General features: G+C 72.3%; 12 protein-coding genes and 3 tRNA genes. 7 read left to right on the top strand and 8 right to left on the bottom strand.

Annotated elements, in window-relative coordinates; genetic code table 11:
• The first annotated feature begins 185 nt into the window (after positions 1-185).
• Together ACWGKT_RS14920 and ACWGKT_RS14915 are read left to right on the top strand one after the other, a co-directional pair.
• A complete protein-coding gene (locus ACWGKT_RS14920) occupies positions 186-1,160 on the top strand; it encodes an acyl-ACP desaturase (RefSeq protein ID WP_453273913.1) in 975 nt (324 codons plus the stop codon).
• A gap of 67 nt (positions 1,161-1,227) precedes the next feature.
• Positions 1,228-2,067 carry a hypothetical protein gene (locus ACWGKT_RS14915; protein ID WP_453273912.1) on the top strand — a complete coding sequence of 280 codons (840 nt, stop codon included), beginning with the start codon at positions 1,228-1,230 and terminating at the stop codon, positions 2,065-2,067.
• A gap of 22 nt (positions 2,068-2,089) precedes the next feature.
• Here the strand turns inward: ACWGKT_RS14915 and ACWGKT_RS14910 are convergent.
• A tRNA-Trp gene (locus tag ACWGKT_RS14910) sits at positions 2,090-2,163 on the bottom strand.
• Positions 2,164-2,266: 103 nt separating this feature from the next.
• Here ACWGKT_RS14910 and ACWGKT_RS14905 point away from each other — a divergent pair.
• Together ACWGKT_RS14905 and ACWGKT_RS14900 are read left to right on the top strand one after the other, a co-directional pair.
• Positions 2,267-3,673 (top strand): DUF2201 family putative metallopeptidase, encoded by a 1,407-nt coding sequence (locus ACWGKT_RS14905; protein ID WP_453273911.1) that lies wholly within the window; start codon positions 2,267-2,269, stop codon positions 3,671-3,673.
• Positions 3,674-5,485, top strand: coding sequence for an AAA family ATPase (locus tag ACWGKT_RS14900; RefSeq protein ID WP_453273910.1), 1,812 nt, complete (start codon positions 3,674-3,676; stop codon positions 5,483-5,485).
• A 55-nt stretch (positions 5,486-5,540) separates the two neighbouring features.
• Here the strand turns inward: ACWGKT_RS14900 and ACWGKT_RS14895 are convergent, their stop codons facing one another.
• The 5 genes from ACWGKT_RS14895 to ACWGKT_RS14875 form a co-directional block, all read right to left on the bottom strand.
• Positions 5,541-5,996: a hypothetical protein gene (locus tag ACWGKT_RS14895; RefSeq protein ID WP_453273909.1), complete on the bottom strand. Its 456-nt coding sequence runs from the start codon at positions 5,994-5,996 to the stop codon at positions 5,541-5,543.
• Complete coding sequence (locus ACWGKT_RS14890; RefSeq protein ID WP_453273908.1) at positions 5,993-7,321, bottom strand: SDR family NAD(P)-dependent oxidoreductase; 1,329 nt, start codon at positions 7,319-7,321, stop codon at positions 5,993-5,995. The genes ACWGKT_RS14895 and ACWGKT_RS14890 overlap by 4 nt, the downstream gene beginning before the upstream one ends.
• 30 nt (positions 7,322-7,351) lie before the next feature.
• Positions 7,352-7,423 (bottom strand) — tRNA-Glu (locus ACWGKT_RS14885).
• A gap of 10 nt (positions 7,424-7,433) precedes the next feature.
• Positions 7,434-7,505: transfer RNA gene (locus ACWGKT_RS14880), tRNA-OTHER, on the bottom strand.
• An 84-nt stretch (positions 7,506-7,589) separates the two neighbouring features.
• Positions 7,590-7,835 carry a WhiB family transcriptional regulator gene (locus tag ACWGKT_RS14875; RefSeq protein ID WP_235452123.1) on the bottom strand — a complete coding sequence of 82 codons (246 nt, stop codon included), beginning with the start codon at positions 7,833-7,835 and terminating at the stop codon, positions 7,590-7,592.
• Between the two features lie 270 nt (positions 7,836-8,105).
• Here ACWGKT_RS14875 and ACWGKT_RS14870 point away from each other — a divergent pair, with 270 nt between their 5' ends.
• Positions 8,106-8,891 (top strand): VOC family protein, encoded by a 786-nt coding sequence (locus ACWGKT_RS14870; RefSeq protein ID WP_453273907.1) that lies wholly within the window; start codon positions 8,106-8,108, stop codon positions 8,889-8,891.
• A gap of 164 nt (positions 8,892-9,055) precedes the next feature.
• Here ACWGKT_RS14870 and ACWGKT_RS14865 read toward each other — a convergent pair whose 3' ends face one another.
• A complete protein-coding gene (locus ACWGKT_RS14865) occupies positions 9,056-10,177 on the bottom strand; it encodes a LacI family DNA-binding transcriptional regulator (protein WP_356147179.1) in 1,122 nt (373 codons plus the stop codon).
• A 138-nt stretch (positions 10,178-10,315) separates the two neighbouring features.
• Here ACWGKT_RS14865 and ACWGKT_RS14860 point away from each other — a divergent pair, with 138 nt between their 5' ends.
• Entirely contained in the window at positions 10,316-11,194 is an 879-nt protein-coding gene (locus ACWGKT_RS14860; protein WP_453273906.1) for a hypothetical protein, read from the top strand.
• Between the two features lie 6 nt (positions 11,195-11,200).
• Here the strand turns inward: ACWGKT_RS14860 and ligD are convergent, their stop codons facing one another.
• Complete coding sequence (ligD, locus tag ACWGKT_RS14855; RefSeq protein ID WP_356147185.1) at positions 11,201-12,247, bottom strand: non-homologous end-joining DNA ligase; 1,047 nt, start codon at positions 12,245-12,247, stop codon at positions 11,201-11,203.
• Positions 12,248-12,320: 73 nt separating this feature from the next.
• Here ligD and ACWGKT_RS14850 point away from each other — a divergent pair, with 73 nt between their 5' ends.
• Positions 12,321-13,400, top strand: a complete 1,080-nt coding sequence (locus tag ACWGKT_RS14850) for an ATP-dependent DNA ligase (protein WP_453273905.1) — start codon at positions 12,321-12,323, stop codon at positions 13,398-13,400.
• Positions 13,401-13,434: the final 34 nt, after the last annotated feature.

Genomic DNA, 13,434 nt, shown 5'->3' with positions numbered 1-13,434 from the left:
GGGGCCGTTCGGCATGTCCGGGTCCGGCACGGGAACGGCACCTGATCAGCGATCTTTACGTCACACTTAACCTACGGCTTCGTAACCTACGGCTTCGTAGCCTACGATCTCGTAGGTTCCGGCGCCGCCCGCCGGTACGCCCCCTTGCTTCATCCCCCTTTGTACGGCGTCCCCCTGGAGTTCCCGTGACCCTCACCTCTCCCCATCTCGGCAGCCCGTCCGTGTGGACCGACGCCCGGCTGCTGTACGCGCTGGAGGAAGTGGTCGAGACGGAGCTGAACCGCCATCTGAAGGTCGCCAAGGACTGGATGCCGCACGAGTACGTCCCGTGGAGCGACGGCCGTAACTTCCCCGGCCTCTTCGAGGACGGCGAGGCCTGGGACAAGGAGCACTCCAAGGTCACCGAGGTCGGCCGCATCGCGCTCGTGGTGAACCTGCTGACCGAGGACAACCTCCCCAGCTACCACCACGAGATCGCCTCGCTGTTCGGCCGGGACGGCGCCTGGGGCACCTGGGTGCACCGCTGGACGGCCGAGGAGGGCCGGCACGGCATCGTCATGCGCGACTACCTGCTCACCTCGCGCGCCGTGGACCCGGACAAGCTGGAGCAGTTCCGCATGTCCCACATGAGCGAGGGCTTCGAGTCGGACAACCGGCACTCGATGCTGCACTCGGTCGCCTACGTCGCCTTCCAGGAGCTCGCGACCCGCATCTCGCACCGCAACACCGGTCACCAGTCCGGCGACCCGGTCTGCGACCGCATGCTGGCCCGCATCGCGACCGACGAGAACCTCCACATGGTCTTCTACCGCAACCTGCTGAAGGCCGCGTTCGAGCTCGCTCCCGACCTGACCATGCAGGCGGTCCGGGACGTCGTGGTCAACTTCCGCATGCCCGGGCACGGCATCCCCGGCTTCGAGCGCGCCGCCGCCCAGATGGCGATCGGCGAGGTCTACAACCTGCGCATCCACCACGACGACGTCCTGCAGCCGGTGCTGCGCCATCTGAAGGTCCTGGAGATCGACGGACTCGGCCCGGAGGGCCTCCGGGCGCAGGAGGAGCTCGGCCTGTTCATGGGCGGACTCAACTCCGAGGCCCTGAAGTTCGACGAGAAGCTGGCCGCCCGCAAGGCGCGGATGGCGGCGCGCGCGAGCGCCTGATCGCCGCTCGGCGGGGCGCGCCGATTTCCCGGTGCGCCCTGTCGGTGGCCTGCGGCATCATGCCGCCATGCGTGACTACACCAGGGCGGAGCAGGCGGTCGCCTTCCTCCTCGGCCTGACCGACGCGGACACCGCCGAACGGGTCCGGGCCCGGATCGGCCTGCCCGACGCCGAAGACCCCGAGGCGGCCCGGCGCCGTCTGTACCGCGCATGGGGCTGGGGGAACGGACTGCCTGCCTCGGTGGTCCTGTGGATCCTGGAACAGGACGATCCGGCGCTGAACCTCCTGATCTGGCAGTACCTTTCCCTCGACGCCGGGCTGCGCCGGGCCGTCGCCCGCGGGGTGCCGTTCGGGCCCGGCCGCACGGAACCCGTGCCCGTGGAGCAGAGCCTGCGGGAGCAGGAACCCGACATCCCCTTCGGTTACGTCCGTCACGGCCTCGTGGGCGCCCTGCGGGAGGCCGGCTCCATGCGGGAGGGCAGGGCGGGCGCCTCGATGGTCCTGACCCGCGCCGACTGGCGGACGGTCGCCGAGGCCGACGCCGAGCGTCCGCTGCCCGGGTACGCGCGCTGGGCGCTGTCCGTACGCCCGGACTGCCCGCCCGAGGTGCGCGCGCGGTTCGGCTCCCACCGCAAGTTCACCAACCGGGTGCGCGACGCGGGCATCCTGGACGGACCGGCCGTGTACGCGACGACGTACGGCCCCGCCGCGTCCGTGCTCCAGGTCCTGTCCCTGGGGACCTGGCTGTTCCCGGCCCGGATGCGTGAGGCGGAGGACGCCCTGCGCCCGCTCGTGCACGACCACTTGGGCGCGCGCGAGGACGCCTGGGCGGTGCTGGCGCAGCTCGCCGACACCTTCCACGGGAACCCGCGGGAGCTGGTGACGACGGCGGGCGCCCTCGCCTGAACGGCGCCCGGGAGGAGAGGGGACGGGGCGGCCGGATTCGAACCGGCGTGTTCCAGTTCTGGAGACCGGCGCGTCTGCCCCTGCGCTACGGCCCCGTCCTTGCGTCGAAGCGTAATGCCTTGGCCCGTTGTCGGTGCGGCCTGGTACCAATGAAGCGCGGGGGACGACGGGGGCACGCAGGGGGCACGGGGGGCTTCACATGGCGTACGGAGAGCGGGGACGCGCACGTCCCGCGGTGGTCGATCTCGCCGACCGCAGGGCGCTGGAGCGCTATCGCCCGGCCGACGAGGCGGTCGTCGAGGAGGCGCGGCGGCTGAAGGAGGCCGCGCTGCTGGACTTCGGGCTGACCGAGTCGGCGGTGGCCTCCTGGCTGTACGCGAAGTGCCATCACCAGATCCCGACGACGGCGGTGGACACGGCGGCCGTGGTGGCCTCCGGCGACGGCACCTGCCTGCTGCTGTACAACCCGCACTTCTTCGTCGGACTCGGCCTGGACGGCGTGAAGTTCGTGCTGTTCCACGAGGCCCGGCACCTCGTGCACCGCCATCTGTTCGCCGACCCCGAACTGCGCGCGGACCCGGTCTTCGAGCTGGCCGCCGAGGTCGCCGTCAACCACGTGGCCCTGGTCCGGCTCGGCCGCACGCGGCTGCCGCTGCTCGACGGCCGCCCCACGGGCGTCGACCCGCGCGCGGTGTACGACGCCTACACCGCGGACCTGACGGCGCACGGCCTGGAGCCGGTGCCGTACGTGACGTTCACGGAGACGGACATGCGGGTGTACGGCGAGCTGAGGCGGATGCGGCACCCGCCGGTGCCCGAACCGCGGCTGTGCGTCCACCTGGTGGACGGGCTCGTGCCGGCCGACCAGGAGACCGTGGACGCGGTGACGTCCTCCGCCCTGCTCAACTCCCTGCTGGCGGCCCGGCGCGGGCACACGGGCGCTGAGCGGGAGCTGCTGGACCTGATGGGCCGTACCGAGGACGGTTCGGCGCGGGCCGCCCGGATCTGGGGCAGCCTGGGCGCGGGCGTGCTGCGCGGCGAGACCGCGCGCACGCGGACCGTGCACTGGTGGCAGCGCTGGCTGGTCGACGTGGTCGCCTCCAGGCTGCGCGACGGCGAGCGGCTGGTGTACCCGAAGAAGCGCGGCGCCCTGCTGGCGGCCCTCGGCCAGGATCCGCTGCTCTCACGGCGCGGCCCGGTACGGGACAAGGTGCTGGTCGTCGCCTACGACACCTCGGGGTCGATGCCGGACCACGTGATCCGGTGGCTCACCCAACTCGTCGGCCGGATCGACGGGGTGGAGGCGCACTGGCTGTCCTTCGACGCCGTGGTGATGCCGTTCAGGCCCGGCGAGCGGGTGTACGGAGGCGGCGGTACGAGCTTCCAGGCGGTCGCGGACTACGTGGAGGGCCGCACCGAGGTGAACGGCCGCCGCTTCGACGTGACACCGGACGCCGTCGTCGTCCTCACCGACGGATGCGCCCCGCCGATCACGCCCGCCGAGCCGGACAAGTGGATCTGGCTCATCACCGAGGGCGGCCACGAGTGGCCCGAGACGCACACACCGGCGATGGCCTGCCATCGCGTCACCACAGGATCCGGGTAGATGACCACCGAGACACAGCACGCGCAGACAGGACAGCCGACCGCCTCTCGCCTGGAGTCGTTCATCGACGCGATGATCGACATGGGGCAGACCGGGCAGGTCTTCGGCGAGCACGGCATCGGCAAGACGGCGACGTTCTTCACCCATGTCGGCCGCGCCCACCCGGACGCCACGCTGGTGTACGTCCCCGCGGCCAACCTGACGCCCGACGACCTCCTCGTCAACGCGCCGGTCCGCGACCCGCGCACCGGTGAACTCGTCCTGCGCCAGCTGGTGATGAGCCAGCTCAAGCCGGGCCGGCCCTTCGTGCTGCTGATCGACGACTCGCTGCAGGCGGGCGACACGATCCAGTCGCAGCTGATGCAGATCGCCTGCAACTGGACGCTCGGCGAGCACGACCTGCGCGCCCTGGGCTGTGTCGGGGTGTTCCTCACCGACAACGAGTCCCTCGCCGAGACGTCGGCCCGCCGCGGTGACCTCGCGCTCCTCGACCGCATGGTGACGATCCGGATCACGGCGAACGACACGTCCTGGCGCCGCCATCTGGCGGCCAAGTACCGCCAGTGGGACCTGCGTCCGGTGTTCTCCCTGTGGGCCGCGCTCGCCCCCGCGCTGCGCGAACTGCTCTCCCCGCGCACCCTGGACCACATCCTCGCCAACGCGACCGAGGGCTTCCCGCTGCGCTGGGGCCTGCCCCTGGTCGACGGCGAACGGCTGCGGCTGGCCGAGCCCGGCCCCGACGGCCGCCCCGGCCACAACCGCACGGCGGAGATCCTGGACCGGATCGCCGAAACCCTGGGCGTGGCCAATCCGTCCACCGTCCCCGACCCGGTACGGCAGGTGGTCCGGGCGGCGCTGCGCCACCGCTGGACGGTACTGCTGCAGGGCCCGCCGGGCTGCGGCAAGACGGAACTGGTGCGCGAGACGGTACGCGAGGGACTGGGCCGCGAAGCGCTGTACTTCTCGCTGCCGGTGACGAACGTCGAGGACCTGTGCGCGCCGCTCCCCTCCCCCGACGGCACGCTGGACAACCTCCTCGCCGCGCCCTTCACCGGCCCCGAGCCGAAGGCGATCGTGTGGGACGAGTACAACCGCCCCAAGGACAAGGCCGCGTTCGCCAAGCTCATGGAGGTCACCCAGGAGTGGTCGCTGGCAGGCCGGCGGATCGAGAACCTGCGCGCGCAGATCGCGGTCCAGAACCCGCCGTACCACCTCGGCCGCAAGCTGCTGGTCTCGCGCAACAACATCGCCCAGGCGACGCGCTTCACGGCCTCGCTGACCGTGGAGCCGGAGGACATACCGGCGAACGAGTGGCTGCTCGCGCGGTACGGCACGGACGCCGAGACGGTGCTGGAGTGGTGGAAGCACGACATCGACGACGACGGCCGCGCCTGGATCACCAAGCGCACCCTGGAGCGGCTCATCAAGCTGCACCGGCGCGGACTGCCGCTGGAGATGGGCACGGTCTACCTCGGCGACGGCGAGTACGCGCCGGTGCCGCTCACCGCGCTGATCGACCGGCTGCGGGGCCGCCCGGTCACGGGGCTGCGCGAGCTCGCCCGGGACGCCGACGCATGGGAGGCCCGGCTGCGCCGGGCGGCCGAGCGCTCGGACGAGGGCGGCGACGACAGCGACGTCGTCCACCAGATCCTCGCGAACGCGGAGCTGTCCCAGCTGAAGAAGCACAAGGCGGTGGTGGCCCGGCTGGTGCGGCTGCTGCCTCCCAAGCTGCGGGCGACGTATCTGGTGGGCGCATCGGAGCGGCAACAACGGTTCTGGACGGAGGTGTTCACGGGGGCGGGGCGGAACTGAACGCGGCCGCGGCCGCCGGCGGGTGAGCCCGCCGGCTGCCGGTACCGGCGCCCGCTCAGCCCTCCGGCGGTGCCGTGCGGTGGACGCTGCGTACGGCCGCCACGTCGGCCGGGACCGCCGGGGCGGGGATGTGCGCGCTGAAGCCGTCCAGGCGGCGCTTGATGCTGGCGGCGATGCTGGAGCCGAGCCGGAAGCGGGTGGGGGTGCGGGCGTGCGGGGCGTGGTCGAGGAGGCGGTGAGCCTCGCGGCTGCGCGTCAAGTGCCGTACCGGAGTGGGCCCCTGGGCCAGGGCGTCCGCGATCAGGGCGGCCCCCCGCGCGCCGACCCCCTGTTTGCACAGGTCGAGCCGCCCGTCGGGCAGCGCCGTACCCGCGGCGAAGTCCAGCCGCTCACCGGCGGGTCGCCCGGCGCGGAGCCAGTCGAGCAGCGGGGCGAGTTCGGCGAGGGGACGCGGCTGGACGCGCGGCACTCCGGCGAAACCGTCCGGACTCGTGTCAGGGGTCTCGTTCACCACTGCGCCTCCCGGTAGTCCTTGAGGAACACCCCGGAGACCGGGTCGCCGGCCTCGCCCCGCACGATCGGGTCGTACACCCGGGCCGCACCGTCCACGATGTCCAGCGGGGTGCGGAACCCGGCGTCCGCCATCCGGGCCTTCTTCGGGGCCGGGTTCTCGTCGGTGATCCAGCCGGTGTCGACGGCGCACATGTGCACGCCCCGCTCGGCGAGTTCGGCGGCGCTGGTGCGGGTGAGCATGTTGAGGGCGGCTTTGGCCATGTTGGTGTGCGGGTGGCCGGGCATCTTGTTGCGGACGGCGAAGCGGCCCTCGACGGCGGTCACGTTGACGACGTAGCGGCGGGGGTGCGGCGAGGCGAGCAGCAGCGGCAGCAGCCGGTCGCAGAGCAGGGCCGGGGCGAGGGCGTTGACCAGCTGGGTCTCCAGCACCTCCGCCGGGTCGAGCGCGCCGAGCCGGGCCGACCAGGAGTTCTCGGGGGACGGGTCGGGCAGGAGTCCGGCCTCGTCCGCCTCGCGCAGCGCGACGGGCAGGGCCGCGGCGGATCCCGCCAGCATCCGCATCGGCGTGAAGCCCGGTGCCTGGCGGGCGCCTTCGGGCAGCGCGTCGTGCTCTCCACCGGCCAGCAGCGCGTACGACGAGGGCGGCCGGCGTACCGTCTGGGCGGCGTTGTTGACCAGGATGTCCAGCGGCTCGCCCTCCTGGCGCAGTTCCTCGCACAGGCCGAGCACCTGGCGCGGGTCGCGCAGGTCGACGGCGAGGACGGTGAGCCGGTCGAGCCATTTCTCGTGGCCCGGCGCCTCCCGGAAGCGGCGCAGGGTGTCGTGCGGGAAGCGCGAGGTGACCAGGACCTCGGCGCCGTCCCGGAGCATCATCAGCGCCAGCTGGAAACCGATCTTCACGCGGCCGCCGGTGAGCAGCGCCCGGCGTCCGCTCAGGTCGGTACGCAGAGCGCGGCGGCCGTTGTTGTCGGCGGCGCAGTCGGGGCAGAGCCGGTGGTAGAAGGTGTCGACCTGTCGGTAGGGCGACTTGCAGACGTAGCAGGTGCGCGGTTTGAGGAAGACTCCCCCGGCGCCGGGCGCGGTCAGCGGCGCGTCCTCGCGTCGGTCCACGGCGCCGGTGGCGGTCGCGGCCATGGCCGCCGCGTCGGCGGACGAGACCTCGGCGCCCCGCGCCTTGCGACGGCGCAGCCGGCCGTCACGGGCGAAGGAGGCGGCGACCTGTTCGGCCCGCAGCCGCACCGGGTCGTCGACGGGCAGCCCTCGCAGCTTGCCCACCACGTGGTGGAATGCCGCCAGTTCCGCCTCGGTGACCGCCTCGCCCATCCGTCCCGCCCCGTGTCCGCCGTACGACCGTGGTCCCGGCCGGATTCGAACCGGCGTATCCACCCTGAGAAGGTGGCGAGTCTGCCTCTGCTCTACAGGACCGCGCGACGCATCCGGACGACCGGATTCGAACCGGCGTAGTTCACCTGCGCATGGCGTGCGTCTGCCTCTGCGCTACGCCCGGACGCGCCCCCGGATCCTAACCGCACCCGCCGACAGCGGTCACACCGAATACCCGCGACGGCTCGCGGCGATGCCCCACGGCGGTTCACGGCGCTGTGCGCCGCAGTTCCAGGCGTTCCTTCTCGGACAGGCCGCCCCAGACGCCGAAGCGCTCGTCGTTGTCGAGCGCGTACTCCAGGCAGGCGGTGCGGATCGGGCACAGGCCGCAGATCCGTTTCGCCTCCCGCACGGAGCTGCCGGGCTCCGGGAAGAAGAAGTCGGCCCCGGTCTGCGCGCACAACGCCTCCTCCTGCCAGGCGAGGTCGGGCGAGCTGATCGTTTCGATGTGCATGGCCAGGATCGTGCCGAACGGCGAAAAACGTTCGATCAACGCGGACTCAACGCCGTGCCCACGGGCCTTTGGCCGCCTCGATGATCCTCCCGCTCTGCGCGTAGACGCACGGCGGCGCGCGGAAGCAAAGGTAAACCGGGGGAAGGCGGCCGGTCACCCAGGGTGATCACGGGGGCCGGTCCGGCGCGCGGCGGCACTTCCCCGGCGATTGTCAGTGGGCGGTGCAAGACTCGGCAGTGCAAGGACGGGACCCTTCCGAGGAGGGCGAGAATGCTCACCACCCGTTTCGTCAACGGCGCTCCTAACTGGCTCGACATCGGCACACCCGACATCGAGGGCGCCACCTCCTTCTACAACGGTCTCTTCGGCTGGCAGTTCCAGTCGGCGGGGCCGGACGCCGGCGGCTACGGCTTCTTCCAGCTGAGCGGCAGGACCGTGGCCGGCGCCATGCAGATCTCCCAGGAGCAGGGTCCGCCGTCGTGGACCGTGTACTTCCAGACGGGGGACGCGCAGGCCACGACCAAGGCCGCCGAGCAGGCTCACGGCACCGTGCTGGTCCAGCCGATGGACGTGATGGGCAAGGGTCACATGGCGATCCTCGCCGACCGGGCGGGCGTGCCGTTCGGCCTCTGGCAGCCCGCGGAGATCAAGGGCGTGGACCTGGCCGGCGAGCCCGGTTCGCTGTGCTGGCTGGAGCTGTACACGCCGGACATGGCGGCGGCCGCCGCGTTCTACCAGCAGGTGCTCGGCATGGAGACCTCGGCCGTGCCGTTCCCCGGCGGCACCTACACCTGTGTGAACCCCGCCGAGGGTGGTGAGGACGCCATGTTCGGCGGGATCGTGCCGCTGGCCGACGACCCGGCCGAGGAGAGCGCCTACTGGCTGCCGTACTTCGAGGTCGAGGACACCGACGCCGTGGTCGCCAAGGCCCAGGAGCTCGGCGGCACGGTCCGCGTTCCCGCCACGACGATGGAGGGCGTGGGCCGCATGGCCCGCCTCGCCGACCCGTACGGGGCCCGTTTCGCGGTGATCAAGAGCGAGCCGCCGCAGGCTTGATCCAAACGAAGGGCCCTAGAACTAGGTCCTGTCGTCAAACTCGCGTCGTCCGCCCGGAGGGCGGGCCTCGCGGCGTCATGGGGGTCCCCCCTGCTCGAGCGGAGCCGAGAGCTTGGGGGAGCGTGCATGGCGTCGCGGGGCAGACGGGAGTTTGACGGCAGGACCTAGGCGGAGGCGCGCCGCACCAGTGTCGTCGGCGTGACGACGCTGGTCGGCGCCTCCGCCGGGTCGTGGCCGGTCCGGCGGTCTAGGCGCCGCAGCAGCAGGCGAGCCATCAGCCGGCCCATCTCCTCTATGTCCTGACGGACCGTCGTCAGCGGCGGGTCGGTCTGTTCGGCGACGATCAGCATGTCGTCGAAGCCGATGACGGCGACGTCCTCGGGCACGCGCCGCCCCTGTTCGCGCAGCACGCGCAGGGCGCCGGAGGCCGAGAGGTCGTTGGCGGCGAACACGGCGTCCACGTCCGGGCGGCGGTCGAGGAGTTCGCGCATGGCGCGCTCGCCGCCGGCCGGGGTGAAATCGCCCTCCACGATCAGCCGCGGATCGGCGTCCCCCATGACGTCCCGGAACCCGTCGAGCCGGTCCACCGCGGACGTCTGGTCGAGGGCGCCGGTGATGTGCGCGATCCGGGTCCGGCCCAGGCCGACCAGATGGCGTACGGCCTCCCGGGCGCCGCCGCGGTTGTCGCTGTCGACATACACCGTCGGTCCCGCTCCTGACGCCGCGGGCGCGGCGTGCGCCGTGGGCTCCGTGGTCGGGGTTCCCTCCGCCGCGGCGGGGCCGGATGTCCCGGGGAGCGTCGCGTCGCTCCAGCCGGGCCGCCCGCCGAACACCGTGGGTATCCCCGCCCCCCGGATCAGCCCGGGCAGCGGGTCGTCGAGGTGCAGCGAGAAGACGAGCGCGCCGTCGACGTGCCCTCCGGCGAGATAGCGGGCCACGCGCGCGTGGTCGTCCCGGCCCTCGGTCAGCAGCAGGACGAGCTGGTTGTCATGGGCCGTCAACTCCTTGCTGATCCCACGCAGTTGGAGCGCGAAGAACGGGTCGGCGAAGACCCGGGTCTCCGGTTCGGCGATGACGACGGCGACGGCGTCGTGCCGCCTGGTCACCAGGCTGCGGGCCGCCTGGTTCGGGACGTAGCCGAGTTCCTCGACCGCTCGCCGGACCCGCTCCACGAGGGGTTCCCGCACCCCGTCCCCGCCGTTGACCACTCGGGACACGGTGGCCCGCGACACCCCCGCCCGCGCGGCCACGGCCTCCAGGGTGGGACGCGACGCCGTCTCGCTCACTTCGGCACTCCTCATTGGCGATTGCCGATCAGGATAGCCCGGCGGAGCCGGCACCGAGAGAGCGCTCTCGCCGGGGGTCGGGTTTGTGCCCGACAGGCGGCGTCGGTGGGGATCGCGGCATGACGACGAGAAAGGCCCATGCCGAGTAGGCGGTCCGAGACGCGGCTCGCGCCCCACGCCCGGCTGCCGCGCACCTATCACGACCGGCACATCGCACACAGCACGGTCGACGCGTTCGGCCGGGCGCACTGGCTGCTCACCGAGCGGGAGACGGACCCGTGCGGGACGCAGCCGTACGACGCCCTGGTGGTCACCGTCGAGGACGGCACCCCGTACGAGACGCACCTCGGCGGGATACTGCCGCGGTGCGACCGCGTCGAGGTGCCGGCGGACGGCGGGTTCGTGCCGGCGGCCGCGCGAGCGGCTCCGCACGAGGTACAGATCCAGGTCTTCGACGCGCTGGGCCGGCCCTCCTGGACGTTCCGGGTCGGTGACGGCATCGAGCATCTGCTGGCCGACGAGGCGGGCGACCTCTGGGTCGGCCACTTCGACGAGGGCATCGTGGGCGACGAGTTGAGCGCCGCGGGCCTGCGCCGGTGGAGCGGCACGGGCGAACCGCTGTGGGAGTACCGGCCGGTGTCCGGATCGGAATGGTTCATCGACTGCTCCGCCCTGAACGTGGCCCGGCGTGCCGTCTGGTCCTGTCCGTACCCCCGTTTCCCCCTGCCGGCGATCCGCGACGACCGGGTGGTCCGGGTGCGCGCGAACCCGGTGCGGGGCGCGAGCGGTCTCGCCGTGCGCGGCGAGCGGCTGGTGTTCTTCGGCGGATTCGGCGACGACCACGACCGGATCGTCGACTGCCGCCTCACCGAGGAGGCGGTCGAACCCGTGACGGAGGGCCGCCTGCTGGGCGCGGACGGCGGCGCACTCGGTCGCCGCCGGATCGTCTGCCGGGGCGCCCGGCTCCACGTCCAGGTGGGGCCGTTCACGGAGTGGACCGTGCTCGACCTCGAATGAGGACCGCTAGGACGCGTTCGGCTCGGGCGGCGGTGGCGGGTTCTTGTCCTGCCGTGCCCGGCTGGGCTGGACGCGCTTGGGCTCTCCGGGCATCTTCGGGTACTCGGGCGGGTAGGGCAGGTCGCCCAGACCGTGGTCGTGTTCGTCGCGGCGGGCGAGTTCGAGCAGGGCGTCCAGCGAGAAGGCGTGGTCGTCCATGTCAGCGTGCACATCGCCGAGTTCGGCGAACCGGGCCGGCATGGTCGCCAGGTCGAAGTCCCGGGGGTGGGCCTCGCCCACCTCCTCCCAGCGGAGGGGGGCCGAGACCGGGGCGTGCGGGCGGGGACGTACGGAGTAGGCGGACGCGATGGTGCGGTCTCTCGCTGTCTGGTTGTAGTCCAAGAAAATACGGCGCCCGCGTTCCTCCTTCCACCACTTGATCGTCACCTGCTCCGGCATCCGCCGCTCCAGCTCCCGTCCCACGGCGATGGCGGCGCGCCGCACCTGGGTGAAGGTCCAGCGCGGTTCGATGGGCACGAAGACATGCAGGCCGCGGCCGCCGGAGGTCTTGGGCCAGCCGCGCAGCCCACCGAACTCGTCGAGGACGGCGCACAGTTCGTGGGCGGCGCGCACGGCGTCGTCGAAGTCGGTGCCGGGCTGCGGGTCGAGGTCGATACGCAGTTCGTCGGGGCGGTCGACGTCGCCGCGGCGGACCGGCCAGGGGTGGAAGGTGAGCGTGCCGTACTGGGCGGCCCACACCACGGCGGCCTCCTCGGTGGGGCACATCTCGTCCGCGGTGCGGCCGCTGGGGAAGGTGATGTGGGCGGTGGGGATCCAGTCGGGCATGTTCTTGGGCGCCCGCTTCTGGAAGAAGGACTCGCCGGCGACGCCGTCCGGGTAGCGCTCCAGGGTGGTGGGACGCTCGCGCAGGGCGCGCAGGATGCCGGGGCCGACCGCGACGTAGTACCGGGCGAGGTCCAGCTTGGTGAAACCGCGCTCCGGGAAGAAGACCTTGTCCGGGCTGGACAGCCGTACGGTCCGGCCGCCCGCCTCCAGTTCCACCGCGTCGCCCATGCGGCCACGGTAGGCGTACGGCGCACAGTGCGCATACCGGGCGACAGCGCGCCGATGCGCGCAAAATCGCAGTATGGATCTGCCGGTGATGCCGCCCGTGAAGCCCATGCTCGCCAAGTCGGTGGCGAAGATCCCGCCGGACATGCACTACGAGGCGAAGTGGGACGGCTTCCGGGCCGTCGTGTTCCGCGACGGGGCCGAGGTCGAACTCGGCAGCCGTACCGGAAAGCCGCTGACCAGGTACTTCCCCGAGCTGGTCGCTGCGCTGAAGGAGCGGGTGCCCGAGCGCTGCGTGCTGGACGGCGAGATCGTGATCGCGCGGGAGGGGCGGCTCGACTTCGACGCGCTCACCGAGCGCATCCACCCGGCCGACTCCCGGGTGCGAACGCTGGCGGAGCGGACCCCCGCCTCCTTCGTCGCCTTCGACGTGCTGGCGCTGGCCGACGCATCGCTGCTGGACGTCCCGCTGACGGACCGCCGGGCGCTCCTGGAACGGGCCCTGGCCGGGGTGACGCCCCCGGTCCACCTGGCACCGGCGACGACCGACATCGAGGTGGCGCACACCTGGTTCGAGCAGTACGAGGGGGCCGGTCTGGACGGCGTCATCGCCAAACCGCTCGGCCTGCGCTATCTGCAGGACCAGCGCGCCATGTTCAAGATCAAGCACGAGCGCACGGCGGACGTCGTGGTGGCGGGCTACCGCTACCACAAGAGCGGCCCGGTGGTCGGTTCGCTGCTGCTCGGCCTGTTCGACGAGCACGGCGCCCTGCAGCACGTGGGCGTGTCGGCCGCCTTCGCGATGAAGCGGCGCGCCGAACTGGTCGAGGAACTGGAGCCGCTGCGGATGGCGGGCGTGACCGGACATCCGTGGGCGGCCTGGTCGGACGAGGCCGCGCACGAGAGTGCCCGGCTGCCCGGAGCGCCCAGCCGCTGGTCGGGCAAGAAGGACCTGTCCTGGGTGCCGCTCCGGCCGGAGCGGGTGGCCGAGGTGGCGTACGACCACATGGAGAACGGGGCCCGCTTCCGGCACACCGCCCGCTTCCGCCGCTGGCGACCCGACCGCACGCCGGAGAGCTGCACCTACGCCCAGTTGGAGGAGCCGGTCCGTTACGACCTCGCGGAGATCCTCGGCACCGGCGGCTCCGCCGACTGAACCGGGGAGCCGGCGAGCCGGTGAAGCCACGGCC

This window comes from Streptomyces sp. NPDC054794 (genome assembly GCF_053611585.1).
This window is presented reverse-complemented; position numbering and strand designations above follow the sequence as displayed.

Bases quoted from the DNA above. Each gene is read 5' to 3' on its own strand.
- ACWGKT_RS14860 (WP_453273906.1), top strand. From the start codon at position 10,316: ATGCCGAGTAGGCGGTCCGAGACGCGGCTCGCGCCCCACGCCCGGCTG.
- ACWGKT_RS14900 (WP_453273910.1), top strand. From the start codon at position 3,674: ATGACCACCGAGACACAGCACGCGCAGACAGGACAGCCGACCGCCTCT.
- ACWGKT_RS14890 (WP_453273908.1), bottom strand. From the start codon at position 7,321: ATGGGCGAGGCGGTCACCGAGGCGGAACTGGCGGCATTCCACCACGTG.
- ACWGKT_RS14850 (WP_453273905.1), top strand. From the start codon at position 12,321: ATGGATCTGCCGGTGATGCCGCCCGTGAAGCCCATGCTCGCCAAGTCG.
- ACWGKT_RS14905 (WP_453273911.1), top strand. From the start codon at position 2,267: ATGGCGTACGGAGAGCGGGGACGCGCACGTCCCGCGGTGGTCGATCTC.
- ACWGKT_RS14875 (WP_235452123.1), bottom strand. From the start codon at position 7,835: ATGCACATCGAAACGATCAGCTCGCCCGACCTCGCCTGGCAGGAGGAG.
- ACWGKT_RS14870 (WP_453273907.1), top strand. From the start codon at position 8,106: ATGCTCACCACCCGTTTCGTCAACGGCGCTCCTAACTGGCTCGACATC.
- ACWGKT_RS14915 (WP_453273912.1), top strand. From the start codon at position 1,228: ATGCGTGACTACACCAGGGCGGAGCAGGCGGTCGCCTTCCTCCTCGGC.
- ligD (WP_356147185.1), bottom strand. From the start codon at position 12,247: ATGGGCGACGCGGTGGAACTGGAGGCGGGCGGCCGGACCGTACGGCTG.